The 12,354-nt window shown below is 66.0% G+C and carries 11 protein-coding genes; 7 read left to right on the plus strand and 4 right to left on the minus strand.

What is annotated here, in order from left to right; translation table 11 throughout:
• Positions 1–179 precede the first annotated feature (179 nt).
• Both ACLMAL_RS06570 and ACLMAL_RS06575 read left to right on the plus strand, forming a co-directional pair.
• Complete coding sequence (locus tag ACLMAL_RS06570; RefSeq protein WP_411998254.1) at positions 180–1,025, plus strand: C40 family peptidase; 846 nt, start codon at positions 180–182, stop codon at positions 1,023–1,025.
• Between the two features lie 150 nt (positions 1,026–1,175).
• Entirely contained in the window at positions 1,176–2,123 is a 948-nt protein-coding gene (locus ACLMAL_RS06575; RefSeq protein ID WP_411998255.1) for a phosphodiesterase, read from the plus strand.
• Here ACLMAL_RS06575 and ACLMAL_RS06580 read toward each other — a convergent pair.
• Positions 2,071–3,495 (minus strand): stealth family protein, encoded by a 1,425-nt coding sequence (locus ACLMAL_RS06580; RefSeq protein ID WP_411998441.1) that lies wholly within the window; start codon positions 3,493–3,495, stop codon positions 2,071–2,073. The genes ACLMAL_RS06575 and ACLMAL_RS06580 overlap by 53 nt on opposite strands.
• 562 nt (positions 3,496–4,057) lie before the next feature.
• Here ACLMAL_RS06580 and ACLMAL_RS06585 point away from each other — a divergent pair.
• From ACLMAL_RS06585 to ACLMAL_RS06595, 3 genes are all read left to right on the plus strand, one after another.
• Positions 4,058–4,522 carry a flavodoxin domain-containing protein gene (locus tag ACLMAL_RS06585; protein WP_411998256.1) on the plus strand — a complete coding sequence of 155 codons (465 nt, stop codon included), beginning with the start codon at positions 4,058–4,060 and terminating at the stop codon, positions 4,520–4,522.
• Positions 4,523–4,642: 120 nt separating this feature from the next.
• Complete coding sequence (locus ACLMAL_RS06590) at positions 4,643–5,128, plus strand: hypothetical protein (protein WP_411998257.1); 486 nt, start codon at positions 4,643–4,645, stop codon at positions 5,126–5,128.
• Positions 5,129–5,203: 75 nt separating this feature from the next.
• Positions 5,204–5,779: a TerD family protein gene (locus ACLMAL_RS06595; protein WP_411998258.1), complete on the plus strand. Its 576-nt coding sequence runs from the start codon at positions 5,204–5,206 to the stop codon at positions 5,777–5,779.
• Positions 5,780–5,920: 141 nt separating this feature from the next.
• On the opposite strand, the gene ACLMAL_RS06600 is transcribed toward ACLMAL_RS06595, so the two are convergent.
• From ACLMAL_RS06600 to ACLMAL_RS06610, 3 genes are read right to left on the minus strand one after another with little or no spacing between them, the layout of a single operon-like run.
• Positions 5,921–6,955, minus strand: coding sequence for a PLP-dependent cysteine synthase family protein (locus ACLMAL_RS06600; RefSeq protein ID WP_411998259.1), 1,035 nt, complete (start codon positions 6,953–6,955; stop codon positions 5,921–5,923).
• A gap of 41 nt (positions 6,956–6,996) precedes the next feature.
• The gene (locus tag ACLMAL_RS06605) at positions 6,997–8,430 is read right to left on the minus strand and encodes a Y4yA family PLP-dependent enzyme (protein WP_411998260.1); all 1,434 of its coding nucleotides are present in this window, start codon (positions 8,428–8,430) and stop codon (positions 6,997–6,999) included.
• The gene (locus ACLMAL_RS06610; RefSeq protein WP_411998261.1) at positions 8,402–9,613 is read right to left on the minus strand and encodes a TauD/TfdA family dioxygenase; all 1,212 of its coding nucleotides are present in this window, start codon (positions 9,611–9,613) and stop codon (positions 8,402–8,404) included. Before ACLMAL_RS06610 ends, ACLMAL_RS06605 begins: the two co-directional genes overlap by 29 nt.
• Before the next feature lie 364 nt (positions 9,614–9,977).
• Here ACLMAL_RS06610 and ACLMAL_RS06615 point away from each other — a divergent pair, with 364 nt between their 5' ends.
• Together ACLMAL_RS06615 and eno are read left to right on the plus strand one after the other, a co-directional pair.
• The gene (locus tag ACLMAL_RS06615; protein ID WP_411998262.1) at positions 9,978–10,691 is read left to right on the plus strand and encodes a lytic transglycosylase domain-containing protein; all 714 of its coding nucleotides are present in this window, start codon (positions 9,978–9,980) and stop codon (positions 10,689–10,691) included.
• 372 nt (positions 10,692–11,063) lie between these two features.
• Positions 11,064–12,350, plus strand: coding sequence for a phosphopyruvate hydratase (eno, locus tag ACLMAL_RS06620; RefSeq protein WP_328406061.1), 1,287 nt, complete (start codon positions 11,064–11,066; stop codon positions 12,348–12,350).
• Positions 12,351–12,354: the final 4 nt, after the last annotated feature.

Consider the following 12,354-nt stretch of genomic DNA (forward strand, 5'->3'; position numbering starts at 1 on the left):
CGCTCGTTATTGTTTCGTTATAGTTATTCGGTGTGTCGATACCGCAATCGGCGAGTTGTGCCGCAAGATTTCACTTGGATCCGCTGGACTTTCTATACATGTGTTTCGAAATCCTTTCGAGGCCTTGATGGAGTCCGTGTTCGACCATCTGGGCCTCGATGTGAGCATCGGAGGACCGTATGAAGATTTCTGTTCATCGAAAACGTTCGCACGCGGCAGCCGGCTGGACTGTTGCCACAGCCGCCGCGGGTATCGGCTGTCTGGTGTTGACTGCCGCACCCGCGGCGGCTCAACCGATTCCGATTCCCGACTCTGGCGCCATCGAAGCCCTGAACGGCATCTCGATTCCGATGGATGCGCTCGGCGGCGAGTTGCCGGGCCGCACCGAGGTTCCGGGCTTCGAATTCGCGCCGCTCACCGTTATTCCGGGGGCCGAGCCGCAGAGTGTCATCGACGCCGCCGGACTCGAGTCACTCACTTCCCCAAGTGCACTCGGTGTCGACGATCCCCGGGTGATTCGTGCAGTCGGGCTCCGTGTGATTCCTGGAGTTGGACTCCCGTTCCTGTCCGGCCTTCCCGCCGCGGTGCAGTCCCTGCTCGCTGGTGTGCCGGGCGTCGAATTCCCGTTCCTGACAGATGTTCCCGGCAGCAGGCCCCCTGTGCTCCCTCGGGTCGCGGCGCCGCGAACCATCGATGAGCCCGCCGTCGACCTCGGGCGCTCCGAGCTCGAGTCGCAGTACGCCGGCGGCGCGGGCCCGGATACCTTCGACTGCTCGGGGTTGGCGCCGTGGTTCTATGACCGAGCGGGCACAGAGGTGCATCGCACCAGCTACGAACAACTCGGTTCGGGCACCCTGGTATCGGTCGATGAACTGGAACCAGGCGACCCGTTGTCGTGCTACGCCGGCGGCCACGCCGGTCTGTACACAGGCGAAACGACTGTCATCCACGCCTCGACGTACGGCAGCGGTGTCGAGACCTCTCCGATGACCTCGATGCCCCAGGCCGGCGCACGTCGCTTCTGATCGGCAGTTTTGTCACCGAACCCACACCTCCCCGCAAGCATGTCGTCACCGTGCGTCGGGAAACCCGTCAGTGGGCCTTCGCTATCCTGGCGGTGGAACCCGAAGCCAATGGCGGGCAAACCGCCGGGGAGGACGTTCGGTCCGGTGCCCATGAGCAGAGTCGCGGAGCACCCGCGGCCGAATCACGTGTTGTTCCATTTCAGCGATACCCATCTGATCGCAGGCGACGGCGAACTGTACGGTGCCGTCGACGCTGAACAGCGGTTACGCCAGCTGCTCGACCAGGCCGCTGCCAGTCATATCCGGCCGACCGCGCTCGTGTTCACCGGTGATCTCACCGACCAGGGTGAGCCCGCCGCCTACGACAAGTTGCGCGCGCTGGTCGAGCCGTTCGCGCGACGATTGCACGCGCCCATCGTCTGGGTGACCGGCAATCACGACGATCGGGGAGCGCTGCGCCGACGATTGCTCGGGGAGCGGGAGTCCACTGCGCCGCTCGACCGAGTGCACATGGTCGACGGTTTGCGCATCGTCGCCCTCGACACGTCGGTGCCCGGCCACCACTACGGCGAGATCACCGACGGCCAACTGGCCTGGTTGCGGTCGGTGCTCGCCGAGCCTGCCCCGTTCGGCACGATTCTGGCGATGCATCATCCGCCGGTGCCATGCGTCATCGACCTGGCCGTCACCGTGGAGCTGCGTGATCAGCGCAGGCTCGCCGATGTGCTCGACGGCAGCGATGTGCGCGCCATTCTGGCCGGGCATTTGCATTTTTCGACGAGCGCGACATTCGCGGGCATCCCGGTATCGGTGGCGTCGGCGACCTGCTATAGCCAGGATCTCGGGGTCGCGGAGGGCGGGTTGCGTGGTCGCGACGGGGCGCAGTCGTTCAACTATGTCCACGTCTACCCCGACACGGTGGTCCATTCGGTTGTCCCCATCGATCGAGGACCTACCGTCGGGACCCCGTCGACGCCCGAGGAAGCCGCGCGCACGCTGGCGGACGAGGGCATCGTGATCCCGCCCGCCACCCGCATTCCACGGGTTATGCGGCGCCAGACGCAGACTCCGAAATCTGATGACGAGGCGGTGTACTGACGCGCTCCCACGGCGCCCGGTCGGGGAAATAGCCGGACAGGAATTCCGAGACCGCGCGGACCCGTTCGGCTTCGGTAATCTCGGGGAAGCTCCCGTCGTTGAGGCAGAAGAAGTCGACATCGCGATGCGCGGCGAGTCCGTCGAGCAGTGTGAGCCCGGTCCGGCTCGTGGTGTCGACGTAGCGCATCCGCGCGGACTCTTGCGGCACTGCGCGTCCGGAGAACAACGCGTAGTAGTGATAAAGCGAGTTGGTCACCGAAATATCGGTAGCAGACCGGAATCGGCTCGTCCGGGTCCGCGCGAAATCCCCCGAGAATTCATCCTCCATTTCGAGGAGCACACTGCGGCGCAACGGCACCGGCGTGTGCTCGAGATGCCGAGTGATGACATGGCCGAACCGCGCGGCGAGCAACTCGCGGTTCACCCGCGCCGCATTCTCGAAACCGCTGCGGCGCTCGTTGTTTCGGCCGGGGCCGATCCTGGTGCCGGCCTCGATGAACCGGCTCACCCCGGCCGGGGTAAAGAACATCGAAGGGCGCACCGGCCGGGCGAAGAACATGTCGTCGTTGGAGTACAAGAAGTGCTCGCTGAGCCCCTCGATGTGCTGCAACTGGCATTCCACCGCATGGGAATTGAAGGTCGGCAGCCCACTGGTGTCGCTGAAGTGGTCGACCGCACGCACGACAGTCACCTTCGGGTGCGCGCCGAGCCAGTCCGGCACCGCGGAATCGGTCGCGATGAAGATGCGCCGGATCCACGGCGCGTTCTTATCCACCGACCGCAGTGCGTATTTCAGTTCGTCGATCTGCCGGATGCGCGCGTCGGCGTCGTCGCCTTCACCGACGACGACCTGCGCGAGCATGCCTGCGCGGCGGGCGCGGAACTCCGGGTCGGAGCCGTCCACCCAGGAGAAGACGATGTCGATATCGAAGGCGACATCGGTCGGCTGCGGTGCGAACATGTCCACCAGCGTCGGCCAGCCGCGTTCGAACAGGCGCACCGTGGTCTGCTCGACATCGGCGAGGTCGAAAACCATGCGCGTCAAGGCGTTCGGTCGCGGGCATTCGACAGTGTCGCCGTGGTACTGCCACAACTCCAGCTCGACGTGGTGTGCCGGGTCCGCGTCGCGGCCGAGCCGTAATACGTTGTGCTGCACTTCCTTGCAGGCGAAACCCGAGGTGATCGCGGTCGCGATCACACGCTGCAGCATCGCTCGGTGTGCCGCGTCGGCAGCGAGCACGAGCCGATGTCCGCAGTCGCGCACGAGCAGGAACGGCACCTCTGCTGCCGCGAGTTCCGCTCGCAGATAACCCAGGTCGTCGATCAGCGTCGTCGATACGATCAGATTCCCGGCCGTCGGCCGGAGCACCATCTCCACGGCCCTTGGATCCACTGCCCCCATATCCACCATTTCCGTCTCCACATCTGTCCGCATATCGAAAGGTCCGCAGACGCCGCGCGTCGGGACTTCGCCGGCTGCCGCATCGAACCGGGTGCATCACCCGAGCGGTCGGCCCGCCGACGCGGGAACGTCGACAGGGGTACCGCGTCCGATGCGGCCGCAGTCAGAAATTGGGGACAGTGCCGTAGCGGAGGAGAAACGTATTGACGGCACGATATCCAGACGATCGGTAAACCATTCGTTCTCACCTCTCTTACGGCGGGACGCCATGGCGTCGTGGGAAGTGCTGTGGCGTGCGCACAGTGAGTCGAGGCGAGCGCGAACGGGAACAGCACGCTTGGCCGGACAATCATCGGCCGGCGAAAACAAGGGAGAAGCCCCAGATGAACAGGGCGTTGCTAGAAAATGATGCATCCATGGCGACCTGCCGTCAATCCGAACACACTGCCCTGTCGATGCCATTGCGCCGCCTAACAGCCGGTCGGTCTAGTTAGGATAGCCTCACTATATCCTACGGAGAGGAGCAATCTCGGTGCGTGTTGTCATTCTGTTCGGATCCGAGATGGGTACGGCGGAGACCGCCGCCGACAGCATCGCGGACGTCATGGCTGCCGCCCACGATGCCTCGGTGTACGACATGTTCGATTTCGATGTCGACGATCTCGACGTTCGGGTTTTCCACGTCCTGGTGTGCTCCACCTACGGTGACGGCGATCTGCCGACCGGAGCGGAACCTCTCATCGACGCCCTCGATGCGCGCAGTCCCGATCTGAGGGGACTGCGCTTCGCCGTGTTCGGTCTGGGTGATTCCGTCTACGGTGACACGTTCAACCGCGGCGGCGAGATCATCGCGGAGAAGTTCCGTTGGTGCGGCGCGACCCAAGTGGGTGAGCATGCGCGCCACGACGCGTCGTCCGAAGTTCGCGTCAAGGACATGGCACGCGACTGGGCCTGCGCACTCCTCGACTCAGCCAAGGCTGTCCTGACCTCGGCCTAATAGTCGGCTGAAAGCAGTTCGGACAAAGGTGGCAGGGCCAGCGGACAAGGGGCACAGCACCTTAGACTGCTATCAGCGCGGCACAGCCCGTCGCGCGTGACGATCCATGAGGTGACGAAGATGGCAGCCGGAGCGAGCCCTGCGCAACGTCAAGACCACTCGACCGATGATCACCCCGTGCTGGACGTGTTGCCCGAATGGCCGCAGGAAACGATCGCGGTACTCGTCACCACCGACCCGGCGCCGCATGCGATTCCGGTGTCCTGGCCGGTCCGTGCCGGTGACCGGCGCATCCTGCTCAGCCTGAAATCCGATCGCGGTTCGCTGGCCCGGCTGCGGGAGCGCGCCGATGTCGCGCTGCTGATTCTCGGGGGTGGCGACGTCGCATTGTGTGCGCGGGGCAAGGCGCAGGTGATCCCTGAGGACCTGCCCGGCGCGCCCGATTATGTGGCGGTTCGGATCGATGTCGAGGTGATCGACGATCATCGGCAGTCGGCATTCGAGGTGGCCGACGGCATCCAGCGTAAGGTGCTCGACGCGAGCGAGTTACGTGCGCTGGAAGGCCGCGTGACAACGTTGCGTGCCTGGGCAGAAAACCAGAACTGAACCCGCGCAGCACTTCTGGTACCGAGTCATAATTGTGGAGAAAGGCGGCGCGAACGCGCCGAGCGGAAGGGGATCATGAGCGTCACATTGGCCAAAGGCGGAAATGTTTCGCTGTCCAAGCAGGCACCGAACCTCACCAAGGTGACGGTCGGGCTCGGCTGGGACGTCCGCACCACCACCGGGGCCGACTACGACCTCGATGCGAGCGCGCTCGCCACCGGGCCGAGCCTGAAAGTGCTGTCGGATCAGCATTTCATTTTCTACAACAACCTCCGCTCGCCCGAGGGCACCATCGAACACACCGGTGACAACCTCACCGGTGAGGGCGAGGGCGACGACGAGACGATCGTTGTCGACCTGGTTGCGACACCGCCGACCATCACCAACATCTTCTTCCCCGTTTCGATCCACGATGCCGACGCGCGTGGCCAGTCCTTCGGGCAGATCCGCAATGCGTTCATCCGGGTCGTGGACCAGAACACCGGCGCCGAACTGGCCCGCTACGACCTGACCGAGGACGCCTCCACCGAGACCGCGATGGTGTTCGGTGAGCTGTACCGGTACGGCAACGAGTGGAAGTTCCGTGCCATCGGCCAGGGTTACGCGTCCGGGCTCGCCGGAATCGCGCGCGACTACGGCGTCCATATCTGATTCAGCAGGGCTGGGCCCGACTCGGCTGAGGCTGGGCCGGCCGTTCGGACTGAGCTGGGCCCGATTCAGGTGGAGTCGGGCCCGATTCAGCCAGGCTGCGCGGTGCCTCCGCCGGCGGCGCGCTCAGCAGGGAAAGAGCGTTCATCGCGCCTCCACGAGCTGGGCGCGTCGGGCGGTGGGGGAGTAACGGTCCAGCATCTCCCAGACCTCGCGTTCGGTGGCGGCGTCGAGCAGGTCGCGGTCGTTCATCCAGTCGTCGTCGAAAACGGTGTCCAGGTACTTTTCGCCACCGTCACAGACGATGGTGACCACGGTTGAGCCGGGCGGGAATTCCGCCAGCCTGGTGAGCGCGGCGTGCACGGAGCCGCCCGCGGAGCCGCCGATCATCAGGCCGAGCTTGGCCGCGATCGCGCGGGCGGTAGCGAAAGCCGCGGTATCGGACACCTTCACGCCCTCATCGAGCAGGGAGTAGTCGACGGCGGTGCCGATGCTCGCGCCGGGCGGCGTGCCAGTGCCCGACTGCCAGTACGGCCCGCCGGGGCCGCCGAAGGCGATGGAACCGACCGGCTCGACACCGATCACCCGCGGCGTGCAGCCGAGCTGGCGCAGCCGGGTCGCGGTGCCGAACAGCGAACCGCCGGTGCCCACCGCAGACAGCAGGATGTCGACCCGCGCCACGTCCTTCAGCAATTCCTCGGCCACCGCGTAGTAGCCGACCGCGTTGGCGTCGTTGTTGTGCTGTTCGGTGAAATACGCGTCGGAAAGTCCGGCGGCCATCGCCTCGGCGAGGTCCTCTCGTGCCGAGGTGGCCAGGTTGTCGTCGTCCCCGTCGGCGACGAATACCAATTCGGCTCCCATTGCCCGCATAGCGCGCAGTTTGTCCTTACATGCGTGATGATCGACCACGGCAGTGAAGCGGTACCCACGTTCGGCAGCAACTACCGCAAGGCCGAGTCCGGTATTCCCGGATGTGGATTCGATGATGTGCCCGCCACCGGCCAGCAACCCTCTGCGCTCGGCATCGAGCACCATCGCACGCGCCATCCGGATCTTCGCCGCGCCTGTCGGGTTGAACTGCTCGAGCTTGAGCAGCAGCCGGGTGCCGGTCGCAGTGGTCGCCAGTTCGAACAGAGGGGTGCGACCGATCAGATCCGTCACGCGCGTGATGAGCGGCATGGGTGTCTCCATCGTTCGGGGCCAGGGTGAATGGGTTCCGGTTATCCGGCGTCGAGCGTCCAGCGCAACCGTCCGCCGGGTGCTTCGTGCAGCACCGCCTTCGGCGGTATGGGTAGTTCGTGAAAAGCCGACTCGTTCGAATCCATTTGGTAGCCAGCGGCATTCGGGTAGATCAGCAGATCGCCGATCGTCGCGGGCCGCGGCAGTCGGATGCGCCGCCAGCTGAGCATGTCGGATTCCAGGCAGGTCGCCGCGCCGACACAGGTTGGTGTGGGTGTGCCACCGGGTTGCGGCGGCCACAGCATCGGGTCCGGAAGGTATTCGCTGTCGAACCATTGCTCGGACAGGCTCAGACTGCTCCCGTCGACGGTGAGCAGGCGGTAGGGCTGCCCGTCCGTGTGGCGGGTTTTGCTGCCCTGCACCCGGAAGACGGTGCAGCCCGCGTGGTCGAGCAGGGCACGGCCCGGTTCGACGGCGAGGCGGATGCCGTTGTCGCGCAGGCGTCCTGCTAAGCCGTGGTGGTCCAGGATGGTGGTCAGCATGGCCGGGCCAGGGGCGGGGAAGTGGTAGGGGTAGTACGAACCGAAGGACTTGCCCGCATGGAACCACCGCGGGTCGGCGGCAGCGGTGAACTCGGCCCATGCCGACGCCGGGACATAGTCGACGCCGAATCCGCCGCCGATGGAGATGGTCGTCACCGGATGTCCGAGCGTCCGGGCGTCCCGGCACCGGTCGATCAGCGCGTGCGCCTGCTCCGCGCGCGCGACGGCGTCGTAGCCCGACAGGTGGAAACTGAAACCCGTCAACCGGATCGACTCGTTGCCGACGGTGCCGGAGGAGCCGATGAGCGACAGCGCCCCGCCCAGCTCGCCGTCGGTCATCCCGAATCTGCTCGTCGATGTGGCGGGCAGCACGCGAAGTACTACCTCGGCGGGTGCGGCCACGGTGGTGAGCGTGGCGAGGCGGTCGAGTTCGTCGAGACTGTCCACCGCGATCAGTGCGCCGTGCCGGACCGCGAGCCACAGCAGGTCATCGGATTTGGCCGGGCCGGTCACCATCAATTCGTGCCCGCGAACACCCTGTGCCAGTGCGGAAGTCAGCTCGCCGATGCTGGAGACATCGACACCAGCACCCTGTTGCGCACAGACCCGTGCGACGCAGGCGGCCTTGTTGGCCTTCTTTCCGTAGTAGACGACCCCGTCGACGCCCGCCTGCTCGAACGCGGCATGGAATCGGTCGATATTCCGCCCGACCCGCTGGGGATACATGAGATGGAACGGCCCGCCGACCGCGAAGGCGATATCACCGAGCAGATTCGGATCGTCGTATGCCCGCCGCTCCCATTCGTCGGTGAGCGCGGGCATCGGTGCCGCGTGGATCTGGCGCAATCCGCGGTTCGGCGCGGTTTCGGTGCCCGGCCGGGCGGCACCGGGAGGTGTGCTCCGGTCACGAGTGTTCAACGGTTGCTCGATCATCGGCTGTGTCCCGCTCTGCTCCGGCCGAGGCGGGGCCGCGGCCGGCACCCGCTCGAATCGGTACTGCTCCGCCGGTCACGAGCGGGGCAGTGCGAGCCGAGCGGAACGGGGCGACGATCTGTTGCCCATAGCCATTCTCGTCGGCCTCGGCGGCGCGGCGACGTCGTTCGGGCAGGCGGACGTTCACCCGCTTGAGCCATCGATCGGTGCCGTCGTAACGCGCGGTGAACGGCACCCGACCGTGCACGGCGACGTCATTGTCGACCAGCAGCAGCTGACCGGGTGCGAGCGCCGCGGTGACGCAGACGCGCTCCAGCTCTGCGGTGAGGTGTGCGTAGGCACTGCGGAATTCGGCGTCGGCATCGGCGAGCGGGGTGTAGGCCGGGTCGTATCGAAGCGTCAGATCTGTGGTGTTGCCGGTGGATTCGGCGTGCCAGAGAGTGGGCAACGGAGTCGCCGGGTAGCGCTCGTGGCCGGAACCGTAGGACACGTCGGGCAGGATCGGCAGCGTGGGCGTGCTGAGCAGAGTGCGTTGCGCCGCGGTGAGTTCGGTGCGGCGCACCGAGGAGACGGTGGTGGCGACCCGATCCGGATTGCGCAGGGATGCGAGCATCAGCAGGTTGGCCCGCTGCGGGTGGAAGGCATCTTCGGTATGTGGGCTGAGTAGCGTTTTGCTACTCGCGCCCGACTGTTCGTGTTCGTGGCCGGGCGACGGGACGATGTTGTTGACAAGGCGACCACCCTGCTGACCGTGCCAGCCGAATGGTTCGCCCGCGCTCCTGGCCAGCAGCAGCATGACGATGTCGAGCTGGAAAGAGCTTGCGCGACGGGCTGCTTCGCCGCTCCACTGTGCCGCGTCGTGCCAGCTGGGCGGGGTCGGGCCGAATTCTTGGTCGGTCAGCGGCAGTCTGCTGACGATGGTCGCGCCCGCGGTGGTGCCGGGTGGGCGCATCGCCGTGCGCACGTCGGCAGGCAATTCGCTGACGCGGCCGTCGATCTGCGCGAGCAGTTCGGGATCGGTCAGCGTGTGCGTCATGTGTGCAGCACCACCGGCGCGGCTGTCCAGTGTGGTGCATATCTCTTGCGCCAGCTCGCGGACCGCACGCCCGGCGGCGGTGGGCAGCTCGCGTTGTTCGATCTCCTGCGGGTGAAACGTCTTACGTTCGGCGAGAACGCTTTTCACCGGGGGTTCCCTTCTTCGCATCGGGTCGAAAAGCCGGTTGGGACGATTCGATGTGCGAAGCTATCGCCTCTCGGCGCCTTAAGCAAGGCTTACCTAAGCGAGTCGCGAAAAATAGCGAGAATGCATCACTGGGATTATGTCATCCGCTCCGATGACTACACCGCCCTACTCATCCCACGACATCCCTGGCAGTCACCCACTGCGTGTCCTCGACCACGGCAGAATCGTCGAATCCGGCAACACCCCCACAATCCTCGAATTCCTCGACCCGCAACGCCATCCGAGAACTCCTCCTCTACTGATCGTGCTCCGGTTTCGCGGGAATGGTTCGGCGGATCTGGATGATGTAGGGATGCTCCTGAGGATGACCGGCGTTCTGGCCGTTGCGATGGTGGCCGTTGTACTTGCCGGTTGTGGAGGTGAACGCAATCTGCCCCCGATTCCCGAGGGTATTCCGCCCGGGCCCGGTACTGCGTTGCCCGTGATCGATCTGGATGCGCCGGGTCGGACCGCAGTGCAGTTGCGTGGTTGGGCCGACGAGCAGGCCGACCGGCTCGGCATACCGTCGATCGCTTTGGAGGCGTATGGGTATGCGGCGGCGGTGCTGACGCGATCGCGGCCGGACTGCGGCATCGCGTGGACGACCCTCGCGGGCATCGCGAGTGTGGAAAGCAAGCACGGCACCCACCGGGGTGCGGGGGTCGGCGCTGACGGCTCCGTACGCCCGTCGATCATCGGCATCCCGCTGGACGGGTCCCCCGGCGTCGCGCTCGTGCGTGACACCGACGGCGGCAAGCTCGACGGTGACCCGGTCTACGACCGAGCACTCGGCCCACTGCAATTCATCCCCGAAACCTGGAAACGCTGGGGCGTCGACGCCAACGGCGACGGTGTGATCGACCCGCAGAACATCGACGATGCCGCCCTCACTGCCGCCCGCTACCTCTGCGCCAGCGGTGGCGACCTGACCTCTGAGCGCGGTTGGCAAAGCGCACTGCTCACCTATAACCAGTCCAACACCTACCTCCTCACAGTTCGCGACCGCGCCGCCGCCTACAGCGTCGGCCGCCGCGCATAACCCGCACTCGGACCCGGCGCATCTGCTACATCCAAGCCCTCGCCTGGGATCCGGCCGCCTCAACACTCGGTGCAGATCCCGACGTCTGGCGCAGCACGTGCGACCGTGTCGACCGCCATGATGTGGCAGACCTGGCGCTGCTGTGTCCGGCAGCGTGGGCGGTCCCGGGTGGGCAATTCGGCGGGCGGTGTGTGGTGGGTCGGGTGCATGGATCGGGCTGTATCGATCGGTGTGGTGTGGTGGATCGGGTGCACAGATCCAGGGCGCGCCGACCGGGGCGATGTGGCAGAGCGGGTGCGGCGCGTTAGGCTCGCAGGCGCACGGTTCTCCCGTGTTATCCACCGTGCCAGCAGCCGAAGGAGTGTCGTTTTCGTGGCCATCATCGAACAGGTCGGAGCGCGCGAGATCCTGGATTCTCGCGGCAACCCCACTGTCGAGGTCGAGATCGCCCTCGACGACGGCACCCTGACCCGGGCAGCAGTGCCCTCGGGCGCCTCTACCGGCGAGCACGAGGCCGTCGAGCTTCGTGACGGCGGCGAGCGCTACGGCGGCAAGGGCGTACAGAAGGCCGTCGAGGGTGTGCTCGACGAGATCGCGCCTGCCGTCATCGGCTTGGACGCCGTCGAGCAGCGCACCGTCGACCAGGTGCTGCTCGACCTCGATGGCACCCCCGACAAGTCGCGCCTCGGTGCCAACGCGCTGCTCGGCGTCTCGCTCGCAGTGGCCCGCGCCGCCGCCGAATCCTCGGGGCTGGAGCTGTTCCGCTACCTCGGTGGCCCGAACGCGCACGTGCTCCCGGTGCCGATGATGAACATCCTCAACGGTGGCGCGCACGCCGACAGCGGCGTGGACGTGCAGGAATTCATGGTCGCCCCGATCGGCGCGGCCACCTTCAAGGAGTCCCTGCGCTGGGGCACCGAGGTGTACCACGCGCTCAAGTCGGTGCTGAAGTCGAAGGGCCTGTCGACCGGCCTCGGTGACGAGGGTGGCTTCGCGCCATCGGTGGCGGGCACCAAGGAAGCGCTCGACCTGATCAGCGTCGCCATCGCGAAGACCGGCCTGAAGCTCGGCACCGATGTCGCGCTGGCGCTCGATGTCGCGGCCACCGAGTTCTACACCTCGGGCAGCGGCTACAAGTTCGAGGGCAGTGTTCGCACCGCCGCCGAGATGACGCAGTTCTACGCGGAACTGCTCACCGCCTACCCGCTGGTCTCCATCGAGGACCCGCTGTCGGAGGACGACTGGGACGGCTGGGTCGCGCTCACCGACGAGATCGGCGACAAGATCCAGATCGTCGGCGACGACCTGTTCGTCACCAACCCGGAGCGTCTGGAAGAGGGCATCGCCAAGGGCGCGGCCAATGCGCTGCTGGTGAAGGTCAACCAGATCGGCACGCTCACCGAGACTTTGGACGCGGTGGAGTTGGCGCATCGCAATGGGTACAAGACCATGATGAGCCACCGGTCCGGCGAGACCGAGGACACCACCATCGCCGACCTTGCAGTCGCGGTCGGCAGTGGCCAGATCAAGACCGGTGCACCGGCGCGTAGCGAGCGGGTCGCGAAGTACAACCAGCTGCTGCGTATCGAAGACGCGCTCGGGGACTCGGCTCGCTATGCGGGTGACGTCGCGTTCCCGCGGTTCGCGTTCGAAGGCTAGTCAC

The sequence above is a fragment of the Nocardia sp. CWNU-33 genome (genome assembly GCF_046764895.1).
Classification (GTDB): domain Bacteria; phylum Actinomycetota; class Actinomycetes; order Mycobacteriales; family Mycobacteriaceae; genus Nocardia.

Bases quoted from the DNA above. Each gene is read 5' to 3' on its own strand.
- ACLMAL_RS06570 (WP_411998254.1), top strand. From the start codon at position 180: ATGAAGATTTCTGTTCATCGAAAACGTTCGCACGCGGCAGCCGGCTGG.
- ACLMAL_RS06575 (WP_411998255.1), top strand. From the start codon at position 1,176: ATGAGCAGAGTCGCGGAGCACCCGCGGCCGAATCACGTGTTGTTCCAT.
- ACLMAL_RS06580 (WP_411998441.1), bottom strand. From the start codon at position 3,495: ATGGTGCTCCGGCCGACGGCCGGGAATCTGATCGTATCGACGACGCTG.
- ACLMAL_RS06590 (WP_411998257.1), top strand. From the start codon at position 4,643: ATGGCAGCCGGAGCGAGCCCTGCGCAACGTCAAGACCACTCGACCGAT.
- ACLMAL_RS06595 (WP_411998258.1), top strand. From the start codon at position 5,204: ATGAGCGTCACATTGGCCAAAGGCGGAAATGTTTCGCTGTCCAAGCAG.
- ACLMAL_RS06600 (WP_411998259.1), bottom strand. From the start codon at position 6,955: ATGCCGCTCATCACGCGCGTGACGGATCTGATCGGTCGCACCCCTCTG.
- ACLMAL_RS06605 (WP_411998260.1), bottom strand. From the start codon at position 8,430: ATGATCGAGCAACCGTTGAACACTCGTGACCGGAGCACACCTCCCGGT.
- ACLMAL_RS06615 (WP_411998262.1), top strand. From the start codon at position 9,978: ATGACCGGCGTTCTGGCCGTTGCGATGGTGGCCGTTGTACTTGCCGGT.